Genomic DNA, 17777 nt, shown 5'->3' with positions numbered 1-17777 from the left:
GATGAACAAAACCTCACAAAACCTTGCCTTCAGGCGCAATGTTAACGATGTTAAACAGAAATTATCGAGCCTATTCGGGCCTGTTAAAAAGCAGCATCACCGCTCCCATGTTAACGATAAAGGCCCACTATCGAGGCTGGGACGGTTAACTATTTCAACCTTAGGTGAGCTGGCTTTTCGGGTACTGCAACTGGGCGTATGTTGTTTAATGCTGTTGGCATTACTTCGGGTACTAGTCAAGTCGCTGGTATTTCGACAATCAAGTAGATAACGATCTGCTTATTCTGAACCGCCCGTTCGTTGGCCATTGGCATCCAGAATCATCTCTCCGTCTTCTTTGAAGTAAGGCCCTTCTGGCCAGTCGTCTAACAAAGACAACACGGTTTCACTGGGACGGCATAAGCGCACACCCTTTGGAGTCGCTACGATGGGGCGGTTTACCAGTACCGGGTATTCCAGCATGGCTTCCAAAATCACCGCATCTGAAACACTTTCCTCCAGTAAGCCTAACGCTTCTGCCGGAGACTTAGTAGTACGCAGTGCCGTTCGGGGGGTTAACCCGGCGGCGGCAAACAGCGCCTGTAATTGAGGCCGGGTCCAGCCCTGTTGCAGATACTCGACAACAACGGGTTCATAACCTGCGTCATGAATGATTTTAAGTACGTTTCTTGAAGTACCACATTCAGGATTGTGATGAATAACTACCATGAATCCACCTCTGTTTGACTGGGTTTACATATTGCGTTGATTAACTCGCTGCATTAGTTTTTCAGCGGTTTCCACCCGCTCAGAATAGCGATCAACAAAGTAATCTTTATTACCACGCAACAATAAAGTGAACTTCATCAGCTCTTCCATGACATCCACGATGCGATTGTAGTAACTCGACGGTTTCATGCGATCATTATCATCAAATTCTAAAAAGGCTTTTGCCACTGAAGACTGATTGGGAATAGTCACCATGCGCATCCAGCGCCCCAGTTGTCGCAATTGCTGTACGACATTGAAGGATTGTGAGCCACCGCACACCTGCATCACCGCCAGGGTTTTACCCTGCGTGGGGCGCACCGCGCCTAAAGACAAAGGAACCCAGTCAATCTGGCTTTTGAAGATACTGGTCATGGAACCATGACGCTCCGGCGAGCACCACACCTGCCCTTCAGACCAGGTCATCAGCTCTCTTAATTCCTGAACCTTGGGATGATCCACTTCTTCTGTGTCGGTTTGAGGCAAGCCATGGGGATCGAAAATCTTCACTTCTGCGCCAAAGTGCTCAAGAATTCGGGCACATTCAGCAATCACCAGACGGCTAAAAGAACGCTCCCTGAGCGAACCATGCAGCAATAAAAACCTGGGAGGGTGCGGTAAATCGACCGGTTTCACCTGTTCAAATGTTGGGGTTTGCACTTGCGCCATATCCATATTTGGCATGTTTTTATCCGTGATATTCACTATTTAGCTCCCAATTTGGCCAGTTCTGATTTTAAAGTCTCCGGACTATGATTTAGCGCGGCGACTTCGGCCAGCGACAGCACCCGGGTTTTGATCTCTTCGATACAGTTCATAAACGCCTGCTTAATTTCTGCTTCACTGCCCTGCAGTTTTGACGGATCGGATAATCCCCAATGGACTTTTACTGATTTTCCAAACCACACCGGACAACTCTCTCCGGCGGCAGAATCACACACAGTGATCACCACATCAGGCGCAAAATCTTCAAACTCATCCCAGGACTGGCTTTGCAATCCCTCGGTTGCATAGCCAGCTTCGCTAAGATACTTAATAGAAAGAGGATGAACCTCACCAACGGGCTGGCTGCCGGCACTACGGGCTTCAATCAGGCCATGGGCAAGTTCATTGGTTATCGCTTCTGAAAGGATGCTTCGACAGCGATTATGGGTGCAGATATAAAGAATTTTCATAGTTAATCCTGTGGGCAACAATTTATCTGAGATTGCAGGCGTTGCAGACTGGTTGCATAAAAGTCAGGGTTGTCACTGGCTGCCAGTGCCAGTACATCTTTGGCCCAGGAGGCCAGGTTTGGGTGTAACCGGTAATAAACCCATTTACCACGGCGCTCGTCCTGTACAATTTCACAGCGTCGCAGATCTGCCAAATGTCGGGATATCTTGGGTTGCTCCAGATCCAGCGCATGCATCAAATCGCATACGCAAGCCTCTCCCACCTGCTGAATTAACAGCAATGATTTCAGGCGGGTTTCATCCGCAAGGCATTTGAAAAACTTTAATGGATTCATGACTAAACACATATGTTTTTTTACATATATGAATATTCACATATATTGAAACTTGCGTCTACGAAAAATTTTGCAGCAAAGGTCAGCATGTTCTAACGGAACGCGCTTTTATGTGCTGAATTTCTGTCTCATCAATGCCAAGGCTTTGTAAAAACCGGGTATGTGCCTCTGGTTCGGCACGTTCAAATTCCCGATGCCATTGCCACATAGCAGCATCATCCATACCGCAATTGCGTAGAATGGCTACCCACTGCGCTTTACTCATAATTTGCCCTGACTCTCTTAAAGGAGGACTATTTAACATCTCAAGCAGCCGGTGTTGTTGCTGTTTTAACTGGCTTATTTGCTGACTGATGAGTTGGCAGCGCTGCCGTAAGATTTCACTGGTATCGCCCCCTTTCTCCAGCAACAATCTGATTTCATCCAGTTTGAGACCGCTATTCCTGTAATGACAAATCTGCTTTAATCGCGCTCTGTCCCGCTCAGAATACAAGCGATAACCGGCATTGCTTCGCCCCGATGGCGATAACAATCCAATGCGGTCATAGTGAAGCAGTGTCCCTCTGGATAAGCCATGTTCACTGGCCAGTTTGCCTATGCTATACATTCTGCTCCACGTTCTTTTAGATCTGGATAAAGGATGGAATTTCGCGCCTTGTCACTGTGTAACCTGTCAGCCTGATAGTATTGCAGTACTAAGGCTTTGTTATCGTAGATTATATCTGGATTATTCGTCGTAAAATCAGCCCAATTAGTGCCAGGCTTTGTAGTCAAACGACTGGCTATCAATTGCACCATAAACCAGCTTAACGTTTTGTGAAACTTGTCTTTTGCGCCCAGCGACTCGGCATAAGCTTTGATGCCAGTTAACACCTTTTCAGTGGCAACTTCCTGAGGATAACGCTGTAACATCAAAAATGTCAGTCGGATATGACCAAGATGGTCAAATTGCTCTGCAGGCAAACTACAGTTTTGGAATTGTTGAACGAATATCTCTTCGTCCCGGGTAAATTGATAAGGCTGATGCATAGGGTTTTCTCTCAATAAAAACCCTATACTGAACTGTATAGCGGTGATCAGGTAAACTGAAAATAAAGAAATCCGATAAACACCAAGGTAAATGCCCCGGCCATGGGATACTTATAGCGTTTAAACATTTTGCCAGCAGCCGGACCAAAATAATAAACCAGTAGCGCCAGACCAAAATAGCGGATACCGCGAGCCAGGAGTGTGGCGAGCAGGAACAACATGAATGGATATTGCGCTACGCCCGCCCCCAACATTGCCACCTGAAAGGGAATGGGTGTAACACCAACAGCCAGAATATAAACAAAGCCCTGAGCTTCGATGGCGCTGATCACCTGGTTAAAGGTTTGTTTATCGCCAAATAAACGGTAAAGATGTTCAGCCCACTGCTCGTAAAACAGCATTCCCACCAGATAGCCGGTGATGGCACCAATAACACACCCCAGTAAGGCACAAGCTGCCAGCCAGTTTATTTTTTCCCGGTTGTTGTGCATCAAAGGGATCAGAATGGCTTCCAGTGGTACCGGAATTAAAATAGATTCCAGAAACGAAACTAACACCAACACCGGATAAACCATTTTAGAACGCGCTAAAGACAAAAGTTTATCGGCAAGATGAGTATTTACCTGGTTCATAAAATTTCAGAGCCCAAAATCAGCACCTCCAACGAGGTTACGACGCCACCCTGAAGCGACTCACACCACACCATAGCAACAAACACAAACCACCAGCTATAACGCCGACAACCAGAGAATTTATTAAAGATACAAGCCCGGCCCAAAAACCGCTAGTGCCCACTACGCCAGATACAGTTTGCATTAATGCTTCTTCCATGTGATGCAAAAATGGGACATCGTGCACTAAAATACCCCCGCCCACCAAAAACATCGCCAGGGTTCCCACCACAGACAAGGTCTTCATCAAAAAAGGCGCAAAGGCCAATAATCCCCGTCCAATGGCGGTTTTAAGTTTATTGCCCGATTCCAGCAAATACAGTCCTAAATCATCCAGTTTCACAATACCGGCTACAAGACCATATACGCCTACGGTAAATGCCAGCGCCAGCCCACTTAATACCAATATTTGTTGCAGCATTGGCTCATGCTGCACCGTGCCTAACACGATAACAATAATCTCAGCTGACAAGATAAAATCAGTGCGTATTGCCCCTTTAATCTTTTTCTGCTCAAAAGCCTTTAAGCTCTCTGCTGAACTTTTTGCCGCCTGCAATAACGCCTGATCATGCTCTTTGTCCTGCTGAGCGTGGAACAGTTTATGAAAGACTTTTTCAAAGCCTTCAAAACACAAATACAAGCCGCCTATAACCAGCAGTACAATAATAAGCGGTGGATAAAAGGCGCTGATAAGCAGTGCCGAGGGTACCAAAATAAACTTATTAAGGAATGAGCCTTTTGCCACTGCCCACACCACAGGTAATTCCCGCTCGGATTTCACGCCTGATACCTGTTCAGCGTTCAGAGCCAGATCGTCTCCCAGTACACCAGCGGTTTTCTTCGCAGCCATTTTGGACATCACCGCCACGTCATCGAGAATAGTGGCAATATCGTCAATTAACGCTAATAAACTACTTGCTGCCATTGTGTTGTTCCTTTCAGACCTTTACCCAGACCAGCATGAGGTTGTTGGCGGGCATATTAATTATCTCTTTGAGTGTCAGACCCTGTCCCTGAACCCAAGTTTTGAGTTCATCAATATCCCGATAGCCACCGTAACCTTGCGCGATCAGTTGTTGATGAAACGCTCTGTTGCTGTCACTGCTGAACTGGCCCTGCTCAGTGAATGGCCCATATTGACAGAAGACCCCGCCGGACGGTAAATGTTTTGCTACCAGTTGCATTAGCAGCCGGATTTCTTTCTTTTGCATAATATGGGCGGTATTGGCGGAGTAAACAGCATCAAATAAGCGCTCAGGCCATTCATCCTGCCCGATACACAAGGCAACTGGTGGCCTCAAGGTTTCGCAGTGTGCCTCCGCCAGCCAGGCGTTAATACTGGGATGGTTTTCCGGAACGTCAGAGGTTTGCCATATCAGGTGTGGCAGTTCGGGCGCAAAATAACTGGCATGCTGTCCGGTGCCAGAGCCAATTTCCAACAAATGTTGTTTCCCGGCGAGATATGTTTTTAATTGGGTAAGAATGGGAAGGCGATTGTTTTCACAAGCCTGACTAAAGCGTTTTTGCATGGCGGCTGAGGTTTCCCGCTTGATTATTAGATTGCAACTGAGGATAACGCATCAACAGGCACACCACTATGAAATTTAAAATCTTCATCGGGAGAGCTGATCAGTTGTGCCTCCACTTTACCAAAATAGTCGATGCGTTCAGATATATCACACCCGGCAATATCTTCAGCCAGCGTGAGATAATCCTGATAGTGTCGGGCCTCGGAGCGCAACAGGGAAATGTAAAACTCACCCAGGCGCTCATCCACTAAGGGCGCCAGTTTCGCAAAGCGTTCGCAGGATCGGGCTTCGATATAAGCGCCGCATATCAGTTTATCAATAAAGGCATCTGGTTCGTGGTTTTTGGTGTGACTTAACATGCCTTTTGCATAGCGACTTGAACTGACGTACTCATACTCGTATCCCAGATCATGGATGATTTCTAAGACCTGATAAAAGTGGTGTAACTCTTCTTTTATTAGTAACACCATTTTGTCGATAAGCGACTGACTAAAAGGCTTATCGCCTCGGGGCACCATGGATTTGTTGAGACGATTGTGCTCCGCCAGCGTCCGCCAGTCACCTTGTTTGCGATAGGTAAAATCTTCAAAGGGCTTAAGCCAACTTAACAGGGCCTGAGTACTTTCAGGATCCACTGCATATTTACGAATGAGCAACATGGCAGATTGTGCTGCTTTTAACTCGCACACCAGATGATCTAACAAGACGGTATGTAAATTTTCAGGTTTAGTGGCCTCATCCAGCCAGCTTTGCGGAGTTTCACAATGTAAAAAGCCATGAATAGGAGCTAATAACTCTTGGTATTTCTCAAGCATGTCTGCCTCAACGACGCCGCTGTTACACCAATTCAAGAGTTGCTCGACTCTGTGGGAATTGAAATGGTACTTCAGCCCAAATACAAAGGCGGCAACTTTACCTTATGGATTGCTCAATTTCCACCGATGCCCGCACCAGCCCACCATTGGATAAAAACTCACCCAAACCGAATAAACCTGTTGACGATTAAGCTCTGGTCGATGAAAATCTCAACAACCGTTAACATTTTGTTAACGCCATAATAACAAGAGGTTAAAATGGTACTGAATCATTTGTGGGGCATATACGCTCATCCCAAAGAAGAATGGCATACCATCGAAAAACGCCATGAGAGCCTGAAGTTCAGCCTTTCTCACATCGCCATTATTACTTTTATCCCGGCTATAATGGCCTGGTTTTCTGCGAGACACCTTGGCTGGAGTATTGGTGTCGGTGACCGCATCTATCTTAATACCAATGAATCCTTGTTATTGGGAATTATTATTTACTCAGTCTTGCTGGCAGGTATTTTCGGTTTAACTTACATCATTCACTACATGGGTAAGCATTATGATTCCAAACCTACCTGGGCACAATCATTAGAACTGGCCTCATATACCGCTACACCGCTATTTATGTCGGGACTGGCGGCATTTTATCCGGAACTTTGGTTTTTCAGCTTTATTGCCATGGGCGCACTGGCTTACTCTATATACCTGCTTTATGTGGGTACACCGATTATCATGCGCATCCCGGTTGAAGAAGGATTTGTTTACGCCAGCTCAATTGTAACAGCCGCGATTTTACTGCTGGTTGCCACTATGATTGCCACAGTTATTGCGTGGGGATGGTTGTTTCATCCTGTTTATTATTAAACAGCTCACACCGGCCACTTTGCATGGTCGGTGGTAATTTTAATCCAGATACTCCAGCAAAGTATCCAGACCGCCAAAGCGAATTGCCACACTGGCCTGCTGTCGCACTACGGGTTTAGCATGATAAGCCACACCAAAGGCGGCCGCTTGCATCATTACCAGATCATTAGCACCGTCACCTACAGCAATAGTTTGCGCCGCCGGTACGTCGAATTTTTGTGCCAGGCTTTCCAGCGTTTGTGCCTTAACATTAGCATCCACGACGGCACCGATCACTTCGCCGGTCAGTTTACCATCTTCCACTTTCAGCACATTTGATACCGCATCAGCCAGGTTCAGGCGCGCCTTCAGGTAATCAGCAAAAAAAGTAAAACCGCCGGAAGCAATGGCGATTTTCCATTGATGACGATGCAGATGACTGATGAGCTTAGAGACACCTGGCATCAGCGGTAAGCGATCGCGAATACCTTCCAGTAAACTTACATCGACCCCTTTGAGACAAGCAACCCGGTTATACAGGCTCTCCTTGAAATCCAGTTTGCCCTGCATGGCCAGTTCAGTGATCTCGGCAACTTTATCGCCGAGCCCTGCCAGTTTAGCAATTTCGTCGATACACTCCACCGCAATCAGGGTGCTGTCCATATCCATCACCATTAAGCCACCCTGAGTAAGTACCGGTGGTGTATCCACAAGGGCGATTTCAACATGCAACTGGTTGGCAATGTCATCCAGTTTTGCGTTAATGTCAGACTTCGTTCCCGTTACACAGGCTTTGGCAACAACCCCTATACCGGTTGCCCGTGGGCTAATTTGCCATCCGGCAAAGGCCAACTGCGCTGTCAGCGCATTTTGTACTTTCACCAGCTTTTCCAGATTCAACCCTTCGCCTAAAACCACCAGCTTCTGCGACCGGACAGGTAAATTAGGTAAGATTTCGCCGGTGATATCCTGGTATTGCAGTGAATCAGTATTAACTGAGGCTTCTGCAGAAAATTTTAACTGGCTATCAGTCAGGTTATATAGTGTGGTTCTGGCATTGGCCAAAAGCTCTAACAGGTGAAAATCAAAAAGGTTTTGCTGAGACAAATTAGCGAGATACAATTTTTCAGGTCCTGGATAACTTTTTGTGAAATTCTACCCTTTAACCGCCCTAAAGTGATACTCTCAGATTCATAATAAATAAACATGACCCAGAACTAAACAGCCAAAACGCCTATGCCACTGGTAGAAATTCTCAGCGAACAACAACGTAAAAAACGCGTCTGGAAACGGGTATTTAACCTGCTGATCGCAGTGTCACTGTTGCTTGTGGGATTTTATCTGTACGTGGTGGAACGCAACTACCAAACCGAAAAATGGCACGACTGGGTACACATCACCGGCGAGCGGTTGCTCAATCAATATACCGAGTTATTATCGGTGGCCATCAACGACAAAGATAATGAAGCTATCACCACCCTGCTAAACAGCATCGCCAGTCAGGCCGGTGTGATAGAAGTGGTGTTATTTGCGCCTGATGGGCAAGCCGTGTTCAATGAGCAATGGCAACCGGCACAACAGTTGTTATACGACAACCGGGCGCTTTCACCACAAATCTACATTGCTGATTTGATAGTTAATGGCAAACATCAGGGCTTTTTACGTATAACCTTAAGTCGCAAAACACTGATGGCGCAATTACTGCCGGTGATTCAGGCCAATTACCGTCCGTTTGTATTTGCCGCAACCCTGTTGCTGATAATTGGTTTTATTGTGGGCCGTAAATTTACGCTGTGGCGAAACAGAAATTAATAACACGCGCATTCACCTGCTGAGATAACACTGTTAACGCAGAAATAATCGCTCAAAATTGTCTGTTGTTTGCCTGCTTATGCTATCAGCGTCCTGGTTAAACAGCGTTGCCAGAACAGCGGCAATTTCAGGCAAGTACTCCGGCGAATTGCGCAGCCCTTGTTTACCGTGTAAAGGCATAGAAGGCGCATCGGTTTCCAGCAACAAATGCTCCAGCCCCACTGCCAGCAAGGCGTTTCGGGTTTTATTAGCCCGCTCATAGGTGATAGTGCCCCCGACACCTAACTTAAAACCGGCTTTAACATAGCTTTCAGCTTCATAGCTACTACCGGAAAAAGCATGAATAACGCCGGCAACATCAGGATAGCGTTTCAGTAAGCGCAAAATGTCGTTATGGGATCTACGGTGATGCACTATCACCGGCAGGTTAAAGTGTTGCGCCAGTGTCAGGTGTTGCTCAAACACCCGCAATTGCAAAGCCGGTTCAACAGCTATGTGAAAATCCAGTCCGGTTTCACCGATGGCGATGCGTTTAGGATCGCTTTGGGTATCTTGCAGCAGTTGCTCCAGCGCATCCAATTCAGCACAGCTTTGCTCATTGAGAAACCAGGGGTGTAAGCCCAGTGCGTAGTAAAAACCCGCTTGTTGTTGTGCAATTGATTGTAGATGTGAGAAGCGCGAAGCCTGAGTACCAGGCAGCAATAGCCCTGTCAGACCTTTGGCTTGCGCATTGCGCCAAACCTGAGGGCGGTCGGCGTCAAATTCTGCAAAGTCCAGGTGACAGTGACTATCAATCATTTGATAGCCGTTATGGCATCAGACGCTGTTTTTGCCAGTTGCCATCCACCAGATTAAAGCAAATACGGTTGTGCAGACGGTCTGCCCCGCCCTGCCAAAATTCGATTTCATGGGCTTTCACCCGATAACCACCCCAAAATTTTGGTAAGGTTAAATCGCCTTTAGAGAAGCGTTGTTTGGTTTCTTCCAGCTTTTGCAGCAGCATTTGGCGAGAGGATACAGGCCGACTCTGGGCCGATGCCCAGGCTGCCAGTTGGCTGCCTTTAGGTCGGCTTAAGAAGTATTTGGTGGCTTCGGCAATGCCGACTTTCTCTGCGACACCACAGATTTTCACCTGACGCTCCATATAGTGCCAGGGAAAGTGCAGACTGATCTTATTATTGTGGGATAGTTCCTGGGCTTTGCGGCTTTCGAGATTAGTATAAAAAACAAAACCGTCAGTGCTGACGTCTTTCAGCAACACTATACGCTGTGAAGGTTGTCCACTGCTATCTACTGTCGCCACTGTCATGGCCGTTGGGTCGGGAATACCGGCATCAATGGCATTTTGCAGCCACAGCTCAAAGATCTGAAACGGATCCTCACCCAATTCACTGAGATCAGATTGGTTATTGCAATAATCCCGTCGAATATCAGCTAAAGACATGGTGTAACCTCTGTTTAAATCGGCTAATTCTAATTGTCGTCGTATCCTAAACTACGCAAAGCCCGATCATCATCAGACCAATTAGATTTAACTTTAACCCATAATTCCAGAAATACTTTATTATCGAACAGGGATTCCATATCCTGACGGGCTTCCACCCCAATGCGTTTGAGCTGTTGACCGCCCTTGCCAATCACCATTGGCTTTTGCGAATCCCTTTCAACCAAAATCAAGCCATTGATTTGAAATACGCCGTTTTCTGCCATTTTAAACTGTTCAATTTCTACGGTAACAGAATAAGGCAGTTCATCACCGGTAAAGCGCATCAGCTTTTCACGAATAATTTCAGCCGCCATAAAGCGTTGCGAGCGATCTGTAATGTAATCTTCCGGGAAATAATGCTCTGACTCAGGCAGCGTTTTAAATATTTCGCTTCTCAATTCCTCAACCGCAGTGCCTTGTTTGGCAGATACCGGAATAATCTTTTCAAATTTGTACTTTTCCACCAGCTGTTTGAAGTGCGGTAACAGCTCGTCTTTGTCTTTGATTTTGTCGGTTTTATTGACGATTAACCAACATGGCACAAATGAGTGCTTAATTTTTTCCAGCACCATTTCATCATCTTCGGTCCAGCGAGTGCCTTCGACAACGAACAGGATCAAACCCACATCCGTCAACGAGCTGCTGGCGGCGCGATTCATTAGTCGGTTGATGGCGCGTTTTTCGTCCTTGTGCAAACCGGGGGTATCCACAAAAACGGCCTGTTTATTGTCTTCGGTATCAATACCCATGATGCGGTGGCGGGTGGTTTGTGGCTTACGCGAAGTAATACTGATTTTTTGGCCAAGTATTTTATTTAGCAGTGTGGATTTCCCGACATTGGGGCGACCTACAATCGCCACCATGCCGCAATATGTTTCATTCAATTTCTAGCTTCCTGATGACTTTCTGAGCTGCGTCCTGCTCGGCTTTGCGTCTGCTGGCCCCCTCGCCTTCAATCAGGTGATTCAGTTCCTGTACTTTACAGCTCACAAAAAAACGTTGATTGTGGGATTTACCCTTTATCTGAGTGACTTCGTATTCCGGCAACGGTAAATGTTTCGACTGTAAGTATTCCTGCAGGCGGGTTTTGTTGTCTTTAGGGTGGTAGTTAGGATCCAGTTTTTCCAGTTTTTTGTGCAACCATTGCAGTACCACTTCTTCAGACTGCTGCATTCCGGCTTCCAGATAAATGGCGCCGATCAGTGCTTCTACTGCGTCTGACAAGATTGAATCCCGCGAGAAACCACCACTTTTCAGCTCGCCAGGACCCAGCAGGATCACTTCCCCCAGCTCCATTTGACGGGCGATAGTCGCCAAAGTTTCGCCTTTTACCAGGGTAGAGCGCATCCGGGTCAATTTACCTTCAGGCTGCTCCGGGAAACGATTGTACAAATACTTGGCAACAATAAACCCGAGGATTGAGTCACCCAAATACTCCAGACGTTCATTGTGTTCATTGGCGGCACTTCTGTGCGTCAACGCCTGCACCAACAAACTGCGGTCCTGAAACTGATAACCTATTCTTTTGGTCAGTTGATTAAAACGGATATCATCCATTTACTGAATTCCACCTACCCTTTCAAATCTTACGCCGGTAGGCACGAAGCTGGGTAACCAACTGCCTTCCTCGCGTTCGAACTCAAAACTAATCCAGATTGCTACCGCTTTACCTACCAGGTTTTCTTCAGGCACAAATCCCCAGAAACGGCTGTCGCGGCTGTTGTCGCGATTGTCACCCAACACAAAATAATGCCCTTCCGGTACTACCCATTCATTGATGGCGGTTCCGGGTTGGTCAAAATAGGCCATTTCCATCGATGGACGATCCGGATTTTGCAAAACCTGGTGCGTCTTGCCATCAATGGTTTCACTGAATTTGTTCAGACGACTAAAATGAAACTCAAATTCATTGTTGTTTTCAAACTTCAGATCCACAGGCTTCAGAGTACATACATCGCCATCGGCACACGCCTGCTGGATGTAAACGCGTTTATTGCGATACACCACGCGATCACCTGGCAACGCCACTACCCGTTTAATATAGTCCACCATGGGATCTTCCGGGTATTTAAACACCACAATATCACCACGCTCAGGTGTGCCAACGTCGTAAAACTGCTTTCTGGCGACCGGATCTTTCAGACCGTAAGTAAATTTCTCCACCAGGATGAAATCGCCCACTAACAGTGTTGGCATCATCGAGCCGGAAGGGATCTGAAAGGGTTCATACAAAAATGAGCGCAATACCAGCACAAACGCAATCACCGGGAATATCTGCTGAGCTGTATCAACCACCGAAGGAATAGGTGCGATTTGCTTAAGGGTTTCATCGTCGATGGCGTTGCTGGTATTCGCCCGGGCAACGGCCAGTTTCTCTTTGCGTTTAGGTGCCCATAAAAGGGCATCTGCCAACCAGATCAGTCCACTGCCTACCGTCAGTATCACCAGAAATATGGAAAAGTAATTCGCCATCTAACTATCAACCTTTAATACCGCCAGGAAGGCATCCTGCGGCAGCTCAACATTGCCTACCTGCTTCATACGCTTCTTCCCTTCTTTTTGTTTCTGCAACAGCTTCTTCTTACGGCTGACGTCACCGCCATAACATTTCGCTGTTACGTTTTTACGCAACTGTTTTACTGTACTTCTGGCAACAATGTGGTTGCCTATCGCCGCCTGAATGGCAATGTCGAACATCTGTCTTGGGATCAGCTCTTTTAGCTTGTCCACCAGATCACGACCGCGATACTGAGCGTTTTCTTTGTGGGTGATGATCGCTAAGGCATCAACGCGCTCGGCGTTAACCAGAATGTCCAGGCGCACCATATCTGCTTCCTGGAAGCGCTTGAAGTTATAATCCAGTGACGCAAAACCGCGGCTGGTAGATTTCAATCGGTCGAAGAAATCCAGTACCACTTCCGCCATAGGCAAATCATAAGTAACCGCTACCTGATTACCGTGGTACACCATGTTAGTTTGCATACCGCGTTTTTCCACACACAAGGTAATCACGTTACCCAGATACTCCTGTGGTACCAGGATGTTAGCCTCTACGATGGGTTCGCGGATGTTTTGAATGTCGTTCACTGCAGGTAATTTGGAAGGATTATCCACCTGCAATATCTCGCCTCTGGTGGTTTCTACTTCATAGATTACTGTTGGTGCTGTAGTGATAAGGTCCAGATCGTATTCACGCTCCAGTCGTTCCTGAACGATTTCCATGTGCAACATACCCAAGAAACCAATACGGAAACCAAAGCCCAAAGCAGTGGAACTTTCTGGTTCATAGTACAAAGACGCGTCATTCAGGCTCAGCTTTGCCAACGCATCACGGAAATCTTCGTAGTCGTCTGAACTAATGGGGAATACACCAGCGTAGACCTGAGGTTTTACCTTTTTAAACCCTGGTAGTGCTTTATCTGCCGGATTCTTTGCCAGGGTAATGGTATCGCCCACTGGCGCACCGTGAATTTCTTTAATTCCGGCGACAACAAACCCTACTTCGCCGGTTCTTAACACGTCGGTATCTGTGGCTTTTGGCGTAAAGATACCCACTCTGTCTAACTGGTGAACCTGGCCGTTAGACATAATCTTAATTTTATCGCCTTTTTTCAGCTCACCACTGACCACCCGCACTAAAGACACAACCCCCTGATAGTTATCAAACCAGGAATCAATAATTAGTGCTTTTAGCGGACCATCAACGTCACCTTCCGGCGGTGGAATTTGGTTAACAATCACTTCCAGAACTTCATCAATGCCGACGCCGGTTTTCGCTGAGCAGCGCACCGCGTTCATGGCTTCGATACCGACAATATCTTCGATCTCTTTGGCGACTCGTTCAGGATCAGCTTGTGGTAAATCGATTTTATTTAATACCGGCACCACTTCCATATCCATCTCAATGGCAGTGTAACAATTAGCCAGCGTCTGTGCTTCTACGCCCTGTCCGGCATCCACGACCAGTAAGGCACCTTCACAAGCGGCCAATGACCGGGATACTTCATAGGTAAAGTCCACGTGTCCGGGGGTGTCGATGAAGTTTAACTGATAAGTTTCCCCGTTCTGAGCCGTGTAATTCAGGGTCACGCTTTGCGCTTTAATGGTAATGCCGCGCTCTCTTTCTAGGTCCATTGAGTCCAAAACCTGCGCCGCCATTTCGCGCTCAGTCAGGCCGCCACAATGCTGGATAAGACGGTCGGATAACGTGGATTTGCCGTGGTCGATATGGGCAATGATCGAAAAGTTACGAATATGCTTTAGTTGCATTGAATAAAATACTACCTACAAAAAACGTCGGTTTCCGGGGAACGATTCAATAATTTTGACAATCTCAACCCGGAAAAAGTCAATATGGATTTTTTCAGGCGGCGATTTTACTAATTTCCGCTCAGGAAAGCGAACTTAACCGCAAAGAAAGCGTTAAAAATCGTGTCAAAATTGAACAAATTGAGGAATTTACGGTGTCGCGACGAATTTTACCGGGGTTTCGTCCGGTTGGTACACCTGGATAATCTCAGGTTCTCTGATTTCAAAGCGCTGCGTACGAATGCCCTGACGCAACACAATAAACCAGCTGACACAGGCAACAACACAAATTAGTATCAGCCAGATTTCCCCTAAAGCGGGAAACAATGCCGTTAGCAAGGTGGCACTCAGTAGCAAAATAACAATGGGCATAACATAAATTGCAAAAGCCAGTTTCAGCAGCAATGATTCAGGCAGACCTATTTTAACCTGCTGCCCTGGTCGCAACGGATGATGAGTGTGTAACCTGAGATTTTCAGGCTTAGGCGCCAAATAGCGGGCCAGTAAACCAGTGCCGCAGTGGCTGCTTTGTTCGCAATGGTTACAGGTATTCTGCACCCGGGTAGATACCTCTGCAACACCATTGTGATAGCTAACAACCTGAGCGATTTCTTCCTGCATAGTGTAATTCCCGGTTACGAGGAGCGCACAGGGCCAACAGAAGAAGCAATCATATTGGCGGTTTCCGGGGGAATTTTCCCAATTACCGTCACCATAATATTGCCATTGCTGATGGATAGCAGGGTGTCCGAACCATGAAATAGCCAGCCCCCTTCTTTAACGGTGCCATCGTCTTTGCTGATATACACAGAAACATCCACCAGACCATCGCTTAACATCAGGTATTCCACCACGTCCCGTGATGAAACCAGACGACGACGGTCTTTTTGAATAATTTCCATGCCCTTGGGAATAAAGTTTAGTTGCCAGGAAAACTGTAGATCAGGATTGTTTGGTAAATTAGAAATTTCAGGCAGACGGGATTGCTCGATCTTTTCAAAGTATTCGTCAGGCGCTTCGGTCACGTCCAGTGAAGTAACCTGCAATTGCTCCAGCAAGTCCCCCTGAGCGTTATTCACGTCCATTTTGAGCAACAGACCGGTTTCCTGATCCAACCAAAGAGTGGTGTTGTAGCGGCTTCCATCTTCGCTGACGATGCGAATTTGCTGTGCCGCTCGTCCGGATACGCGGGTGCGTCCCACCACCACAAAACTGTAGGCTTCAGCCAGCTTGATCGGCGATTCAAAAAACGTCAGTGGCACCGGGCCATTGATATGGCTGCTCTGCAGACTAAAGGCCACACTGTTGGGTTCAAAGAAACTGACCTTGTCGCCGATGCGAAAAATTTCACTTCCCGGGCCATTTAACTGACTCAGATGCTCCATGGAAATACCATCGACTATGCCGTGTCGCCAGATATAAGGCCGGGTTTCTGCGTTGCCACGGGTAACCACAAACGACAGGGTGAAATTGAGATTGTGTAAGGCATCACGGAATTTTTGCAGCCAGACCTCGGCACTGTTGGCAGGGTAACTTACCCCGTCAATCACCTTTCCCTGTAATGCCATTGCAGGCAAATTAAGCAACAGGGACATGACCAGCAAAATACGAATTAACATTGATTCTCCATGGAGTAGAAATGACAAAGGCCGACAATATCGGCCTTATAGTATATTCGGAACAACTAAGCGTTGACTATAGCTGACAACAGAAAGCTTACTTTGGCTCCTGCTGTTGGCTGTCTTCATCCGTTTCCGCTTCGATTACCGTTTCATCATCGGCGGTTTTCAGCATCATACGTTGTTGATGGTCTGCCAGTAATGCATTGAGCTTACGGCGCTGCTCTGCAACATTCGCTTTAGGCACTGCGCGGTCCTGAGACAAGCTCACCGGTGACATACCGCTTGGAATACCAGAGATTGCTTTTACCGGCGCAATGTTTAAATCAGAATCCTGGGTGGTTTGATTGAACTGCTGATAACCCAGAATCACGGCTACCGCCACCGAAGCGGCTATTGCAAATTGCCCACCCTGACGGAATAAAGGCACAACATTTCCCCAAACAGGTGACTTTTTGTCTTTTTGGGTTTTCAGGTTAGGAGCAACAATCGCCGGCTCGTTTTCAATTGCCTCAGCCACAGCGTCTGCGATGTTCAGATTCAACGAATCTGGTAACTCGCCTCGCAAACCATCTTTGATCAGATGGTAACTCTGCCAACGGGATGCTAATTCAGCGTCGCTCGCCAACTCGTCCAGCAGTTTGCTGTCAGTTTGCTCGCCATCCACCAGGGCAGATAAGTTTTCAATTTTAGACTGCGTCATATTGCCTCTTCGCTTTTATTTTGCTTCCGATATTCCACTGCGCTGTTTTATTCAGTCGCACAATTCTGCCATACCAACCCTAATGGGCGTCAAGTAATGGCTGAATTTCCTTATCTATTGCTTCACGAGCCCGGAAAATTCGCGACCGCACTGTCCCCACCGGACACTGCATTACGCTGGCGATTTCCTCGTAGCTCATGCCTTCAATTTCTCTTAAGGTAATTGCCATTTTTAAATCTTCTGGCAATTGTTCTACCGTACTAAATAAAATCCGTTTAATTTCATCTGAGAGCATTTCCCGTTCAGGGGTTGAATTCTCTCTCAAGGCTTCACTGCCATCGTAAAAGTCTGCTTCCTCTGCGTCAACATCATTTGCAGGCGGTTTACGCCCCTGCGCCACTAAATAATTTTTGGCGCTGTTCACTGCGATGCGATACAGCCACGTATAAAACGCACTTTCACCCCGAAATCCAGGGATGGCTCTGTAGGCTTTGATGAAGGCTTCTTGCGCCACATCCGCCACATCGCCGGAATTCTTTACATATCGTGAGACCAGATTGACGACTTTGTGTTGGTATTTCTGTACCAACAAATTAAACGCATTCTTGTCCCCACGCTGGACTCTTTCAACCAACTCTTGGTCTGTAAACTGCTCACTCATTAGAGCCCGGTCTCCTAACTACTCTTTCCGTTACTCGCTGTTGGCTCCAACAA

The 17777-nt window shown here is 47.0% G+C and carries 24 protein-coding genes; 3 read left to right on the top strand and 21 right to left on the bottom strand.

From position 1 onward, the window contains the following. The first annotated feature begins 1 nt into the window (after nucleotide 1). Nucleotides 2-271: a hypothetical protein gene (locus AC0J20_RS16670; RefSeq protein ID WP_473022594.1), complete on the top strand. Its 270-nt coding sequence runs from the start codon at nucleotides 2-4 to the stop codon at nucleotides 269-271. Nucleotides 272-279: 8 nt separating this feature from the next. Here AC0J20_RS16670 and arsC read toward each other — a convergent pair whose 3' ends face one another. The 10 genes from arsC to miaE all read right to left on the bottom strand — a co-directional run bounded on the left by arsC (nucleotide 280) and on the right by miaE (nucleotide 6301). After that, nucleotides 280-708, bottom strand: coding sequence for an arsenate reductase (glutaredoxin) (gene arsC, locus AC0J20_RS16665; protein WP_473022593.1), 429 nt, complete (start codon nucleotides 706-708; stop codon nucleotides 280-282). A 24-nt stretch (nucleotides 709-732) separates the two neighbouring features. Then, entirely contained in the window at nucleotides 733-1422 is a 690-nt protein-coding gene (gene arsH, locus AC0J20_RS16660; protein ID WP_473022614.1) for an arsenical resistance protein ArsH, read from the bottom strand. Nucleotides 1423-1451: 29 nt separating this feature from the next. Continuing rightward, on the bottom strand, nucleotides 1452-1922 hold the full coding sequence (locus AC0J20_RS16655) for an arsenate reductase ArsC (protein ID WP_473022591.1): 471 nt from the start codon (nucleotides 1920-1922) through the stop codon (nucleotides 1452-1454). Nucleotides 1923-1924: 2 nt separating this feature from the next. Beyond that, on the bottom strand, nucleotides 1925-2257 hold the full coding sequence (locus AC0J20_RS16650) for a metalloregulator ArsR/SmtB family transcription factor (RefSeq protein WP_229527959.1): 333 nt from the start codon (nucleotides 2255-2257) through the stop codon (nucleotides 1925-1927). Between the two features lie 82 nt (nucleotides 2258-2339). Beyond that, nucleotides 2340-2864: a MerR family transcriptional regulator gene (locus tag AC0J20_RS16645; RefSeq protein ID WP_473022590.1), complete on the bottom strand. Its 525-nt coding sequence runs from the start codon at nucleotides 2862-2864 to the stop codon at nucleotides 2340-2342. Further along, a complete protein-coding gene (locus AC0J20_RS16640; RefSeq protein ID WP_473022589.1) occupies nucleotides 2852-3286 on the bottom strand; it encodes a hypothetical protein in 435 nt (144 codons plus the stop codon). The genes AC0J20_RS16645 and AC0J20_RS16640 overlap by 13 nt, the downstream gene beginning before the upstream one ends. Before the next feature lie 47 nt (nucleotides 3287-3333). After that, on the bottom strand, nucleotides 3334-3918 hold the full coding sequence (locus tag AC0J20_RS16635; RefSeq protein ID WP_473022588.1) for a YqaA family protein: 585 nt from the start codon (nucleotides 3916-3918) through the stop codon (nucleotides 3334-3336). Between the two features lie 37 nt (nucleotides 3919-3955). Then, nucleotides 3956-4882, bottom strand: a complete 927-nt coding sequence (locus AC0J20_RS16630) for a DUF808 domain-containing protein (RefSeq protein WP_473022587.1) — start codon at nucleotides 4880-4882, stop codon at nucleotides 3956-3958. Nucleotides 4883-4895: 13 nt separating this feature from the next. Next, complete coding sequence (locus AC0J20_RS16625) at nucleotides 4896-5486, bottom strand: DUF938 domain-containing protein (RefSeq protein WP_473022586.1); 591 nt, start codon at nucleotides 5484-5486, stop codon at nucleotides 4896-4898. A gap of 26 nt (nucleotides 5487-5512) precedes the next feature. Next, nucleotides 5513-6301, bottom strand: coding sequence for a tRNA isopentenyl-2-thiomethyl-A-37 hydroxylase MiaE (gene miaE, locus AC0J20_RS16620; RefSeq protein ID WP_473022585.1), 789 nt, complete (start codon nucleotides 6299-6301; stop codon nucleotides 5513-5515). Nucleotides 6302-6559: 258 nt separating this feature from the next. Here miaE and AC0J20_RS16615 point away from each other — a divergent pair, with 258 nt between their 5' ends. Next, nucleotides 6560-7156 (top strand): Yip1 family protein, encoded by a 597-nt coding sequence (locus tag AC0J20_RS16615; protein ID WP_229527965.1) that lies wholly within the window; start codon nucleotides 6560-6562, stop codon nucleotides 7154-7156. Nucleotides 7157-7195: 39 nt separating this feature from the next. Here the strand turns inward: AC0J20_RS16615 and serB are convergent, their stop codons facing one another. Then, nucleotides 7196-8257 (bottom strand): phosphoserine phosphatase SerB, encoded by a 1062-nt coding sequence (gene serB, locus AC0J20_RS16610; RefSeq protein WP_473022584.1) that lies wholly within the window; start codon nucleotides 8255-8257, stop codon nucleotides 7196-7198. 114 nt (nucleotides 8258-8371) lie between these two features. Between serB and AC0J20_RS16605 the strand changes: the two genes are divergently transcribed. Then, nucleotides 8372-8947 carry an AhpA/YtjB family protein gene (locus AC0J20_RS16605; RefSeq protein ID WP_473022583.1) on the top strand — a complete coding sequence of 192 codons (576 nt, stop codon included), beginning with the start codon at nucleotides 8372-8374 and terminating at the stop codon, nucleotides 8945-8947. Nucleotides 8948-8980: 33 nt separating this feature from the next. On the opposite strand, the gene AC0J20_RS16600 is transcribed toward AC0J20_RS16605, so the two are convergent. From AC0J20_RS16600 to rpoE, 10 genes are all read right to left on the bottom strand, one after another. After that, a complete protein-coding gene (locus tag AC0J20_RS16600; protein WP_473022582.1) occupies nucleotides 8981-9745 on the bottom strand; it encodes a TatD family hydrolase in 765 nt (254 codons plus the stop codon). A 10-nt stretch (nucleotides 9746-9755) separates the two neighbouring features. After that, entirely contained in the window at nucleotides 9756-10391 is a 636-nt protein-coding gene (pdxH, locus tag AC0J20_RS16595) for a pyridoxamine 5'-phosphate oxidase (RefSeq protein WP_229527969.1), read from the bottom strand. Nucleotides 10392-10420: 29 nt separating this feature from the next. Continuing rightward, complete coding sequence (gene era, locus AC0J20_RS16590) at nucleotides 10421-11296, bottom strand: GTPase Era (protein WP_229528049.1); 876 nt, start codon at nucleotides 11294-11296, stop codon at nucleotides 10421-10423. Between the two features lie 13 nt (nucleotides 11297-11309). Then, nucleotides 11310-11990, bottom strand: a complete 681-nt coding sequence (rnc, locus tag AC0J20_RS16585) for a ribonuclease III (RefSeq protein WP_229527970.1) — start codon at nucleotides 11988-11990, stop codon at nucleotides 11310-11312. Next, nucleotides 11991-12905, bottom strand: coding sequence for a signal peptidase I (gene lepB / locus AC0J20_RS16580; RefSeq protein WP_473022581.1), 915 nt, complete (start codon nucleotides 12903-12905; stop codon nucleotides 11991-11993). It abuts the gene before it with no gap. After that, nucleotides 12906-14702 (bottom strand): translation elongation factor 4, encoded by a 1797-nt coding sequence (gene lepA, locus AC0J20_RS16575; RefSeq protein WP_229527972.1) that lies wholly within the window; start codon nucleotides 14700-14702, stop codon nucleotides 12906-12908. It lies immediately after the preceding gene. A gap of 189 nt (nucleotides 14703-14891) precedes the next feature. Next, a complete protein-coding gene (locus AC0J20_RS16570; protein WP_473022580.1) occupies nucleotides 14892-15362 on the bottom strand; it encodes a SoxR reducing system RseC family protein in 471 nt (156 codons plus the stop codon). Nucleotides 15363-15376: 14 nt separating this feature from the next. After that, nucleotides 15377-16360 (bottom strand): MucB/RseB C-terminal domain-containing protein, encoded by a 984-nt coding sequence (locus AC0J20_RS16565; RefSeq protein WP_229527974.1) that lies wholly within the window; start codon nucleotides 16358-16360, stop codon nucleotides 15377-15379. Between the two features lie 97 nt (nucleotides 16361-16457). Continuing rightward, entirely contained in the window at nucleotides 16458-17063 is a 606-nt protein-coding gene (locus tag AC0J20_RS16560) for a sigma-E factor negative regulatory protein (RefSeq protein ID WP_473022579.1), read from the bottom strand. A 79-nt stretch (nucleotides 17064-17142) separates the two neighbouring features. Beyond that, a complete protein-coding gene (gene rpoE / locus AC0J20_RS16555; protein ID WP_473022578.1) occupies nucleotides 17143-17724 on the bottom strand; it encodes an RNA polymerase sigma factor RpoE in 582 nt (193 codons plus the stop codon). Nucleotides 17725-17777: the final 53 nt, after the last annotated feature.

Source organism: Planctobacterium sp. R6 (assembly GCF_055755215.1).
The sequence above is the reverse complement of the archived record's forward strand: the minus strand, read 5'-3'. Positions and strand labels throughout refer to the sequence as shown.

Bases quoted from the DNA above. Each gene is read 5' to 3' on its own strand.
- AC0J20_RS16670 (WP_473022594.1), top strand. From the start codon at position 2: ATGAACAAAACCTCACAAAACCTTGCCTTCAGGCGCAATGTTAACGAT.
- arsC (WP_473022593.1), bottom strand. From the start codon at position 708: ATGGTAGTTATTCATCACAATCCTGAATGTGGTACTTCAAGAAACGTA.
- arsH (WP_473022614.1), bottom strand. From the start codon at position 1,422: ATGGATATGGCGCAAGTGCAAACCCCAACATTTGAACAGGTGAAACCG.
- AC0J20_RS16655 (WP_473022591.1), bottom strand. From the start codon at position 1,922: ATGAAAATTCTTTATATCTGCACCCATAATCGCTGTCGAAGCATCCTT.
- AC0J20_RS16650 (WP_229527959.1), bottom strand. From the start codon at position 2,257: ATGAATCCATTAAAGTTTTTCAAATGCCTTGCGGATGAAACCCGCCTG.
- AC0J20_RS16645 (WP_473022590.1), bottom strand. From the start codon at position 2,864: ATGTATAGCATAGGCAAACTGGCCAGTGAACATGGCTTATCCAGAGGG.
- AC0J20_RS16640 (WP_473022589.1), bottom strand. From the start codon at position 3,286: ATGCATCAGCCTTATCAATTTACCCGGGACGAAGAGATATTCGTTCAA.
- AC0J20_RS16635 (WP_473022588.1), bottom strand. From the start codon at position 3,918: ATGAACCAGGTAAATACTCATCTTGCCGATAAACTTTTGTCTTTAGCG.
- AC0J20_RS16630 (WP_473022587.1), bottom strand. From the start codon at position 4,882: ATGGCAGCAAGTAGTTTATTAGCGTTAATTGACGATATTGCCACTATT.
- AC0J20_RS16625 (WP_473022586.1), bottom strand. From the start codon at position 5,486: ATGCAAAAACGCTTTAGTCAGGCTTGTGAAAACAATCGCCTTCCCATT.
- miaE (WP_473022585.1), bottom strand. From the start codon at position 6,301: ATGCTTGAGAAATACCAAGAGTTATTAGCTCCTATTCATGGCTTTTTA.
- AC0J20_RS16615 (WP_229527965.1), top strand. From the start codon at position 6,560: ATGGTACTGAATCATTTGTGGGGCATATACGCTCATCCCAAAGAAGAA.
- AC0J20_RS16605 (WP_473022583.1), top strand. From the start codon at position 8,372: ATGCCACTGGTAGAAATTCTCAGCGAACAACAACGTAAAAAACGCGTC.
- AC0J20_RS16600 (WP_473022582.1), bottom strand. From the start codon at position 9,745: ATGATTGATAGTCACTGTCACCTGGACTTTGCAGAATTTGACGCCGAC.
- pdxH (WP_229527969.1), bottom strand. From the start codon at position 10,391: ATGTCTTTAGCTGATATTCGACGGGATTATTGCAATAACCAATCTGAT.
- era (WP_229528049.1), bottom strand. From the start codon at position 11,296: ATGGTGGCGATTGTAGGTCGCCCCAATGTCGGGAAATCCACACTGCTA.
- rnc (WP_229527970.1), bottom strand. From the start codon at position 11,990: ATGGATGATATCCGTTTTAATCAACTGACCAAAAGAATAGGTTATCAG.
- lepB (WP_473022581.1), bottom strand. From the start codon at position 12,905: ATGGCGAATTACTTTTCCATATTTCTGGTGATACTGACGGTAGGCAGT.
- lepA (WP_229527972.1), bottom strand. From the start codon at position 14,702: ATGCAACTAAAGCATATTCGTAACTTTTCGATCATTGCCCATATCGAC.
- AC0J20_RS16570 (WP_473022580.1), bottom strand. From the start codon at position 15,362: ATGCAGGAAGAAATCGCTCAGGTTGTTAGCTATCACAATGGTGTTGCA.
- AC0J20_RS16565 (WP_229527974.1), bottom strand. From the start codon at position 16,360: ATGTTAATTCGTATTTTGCTGGTCATGTCCCTGTTGCTTAATTTGCCT.
- AC0J20_RS16560 (WP_473022579.1), bottom strand. From the start codon at position 17,063: ATGACGCAGTCTAAAATTGAAAACTTATCTGCCCTGGTGGATGGCGAG.
- rpoE (WP_473022578.1), bottom strand. From the start codon at position 17,724: ATGAGTGAGCAGTTTACAGACCAAGAGTTGGTTGAAAGAGTCCAGCGT.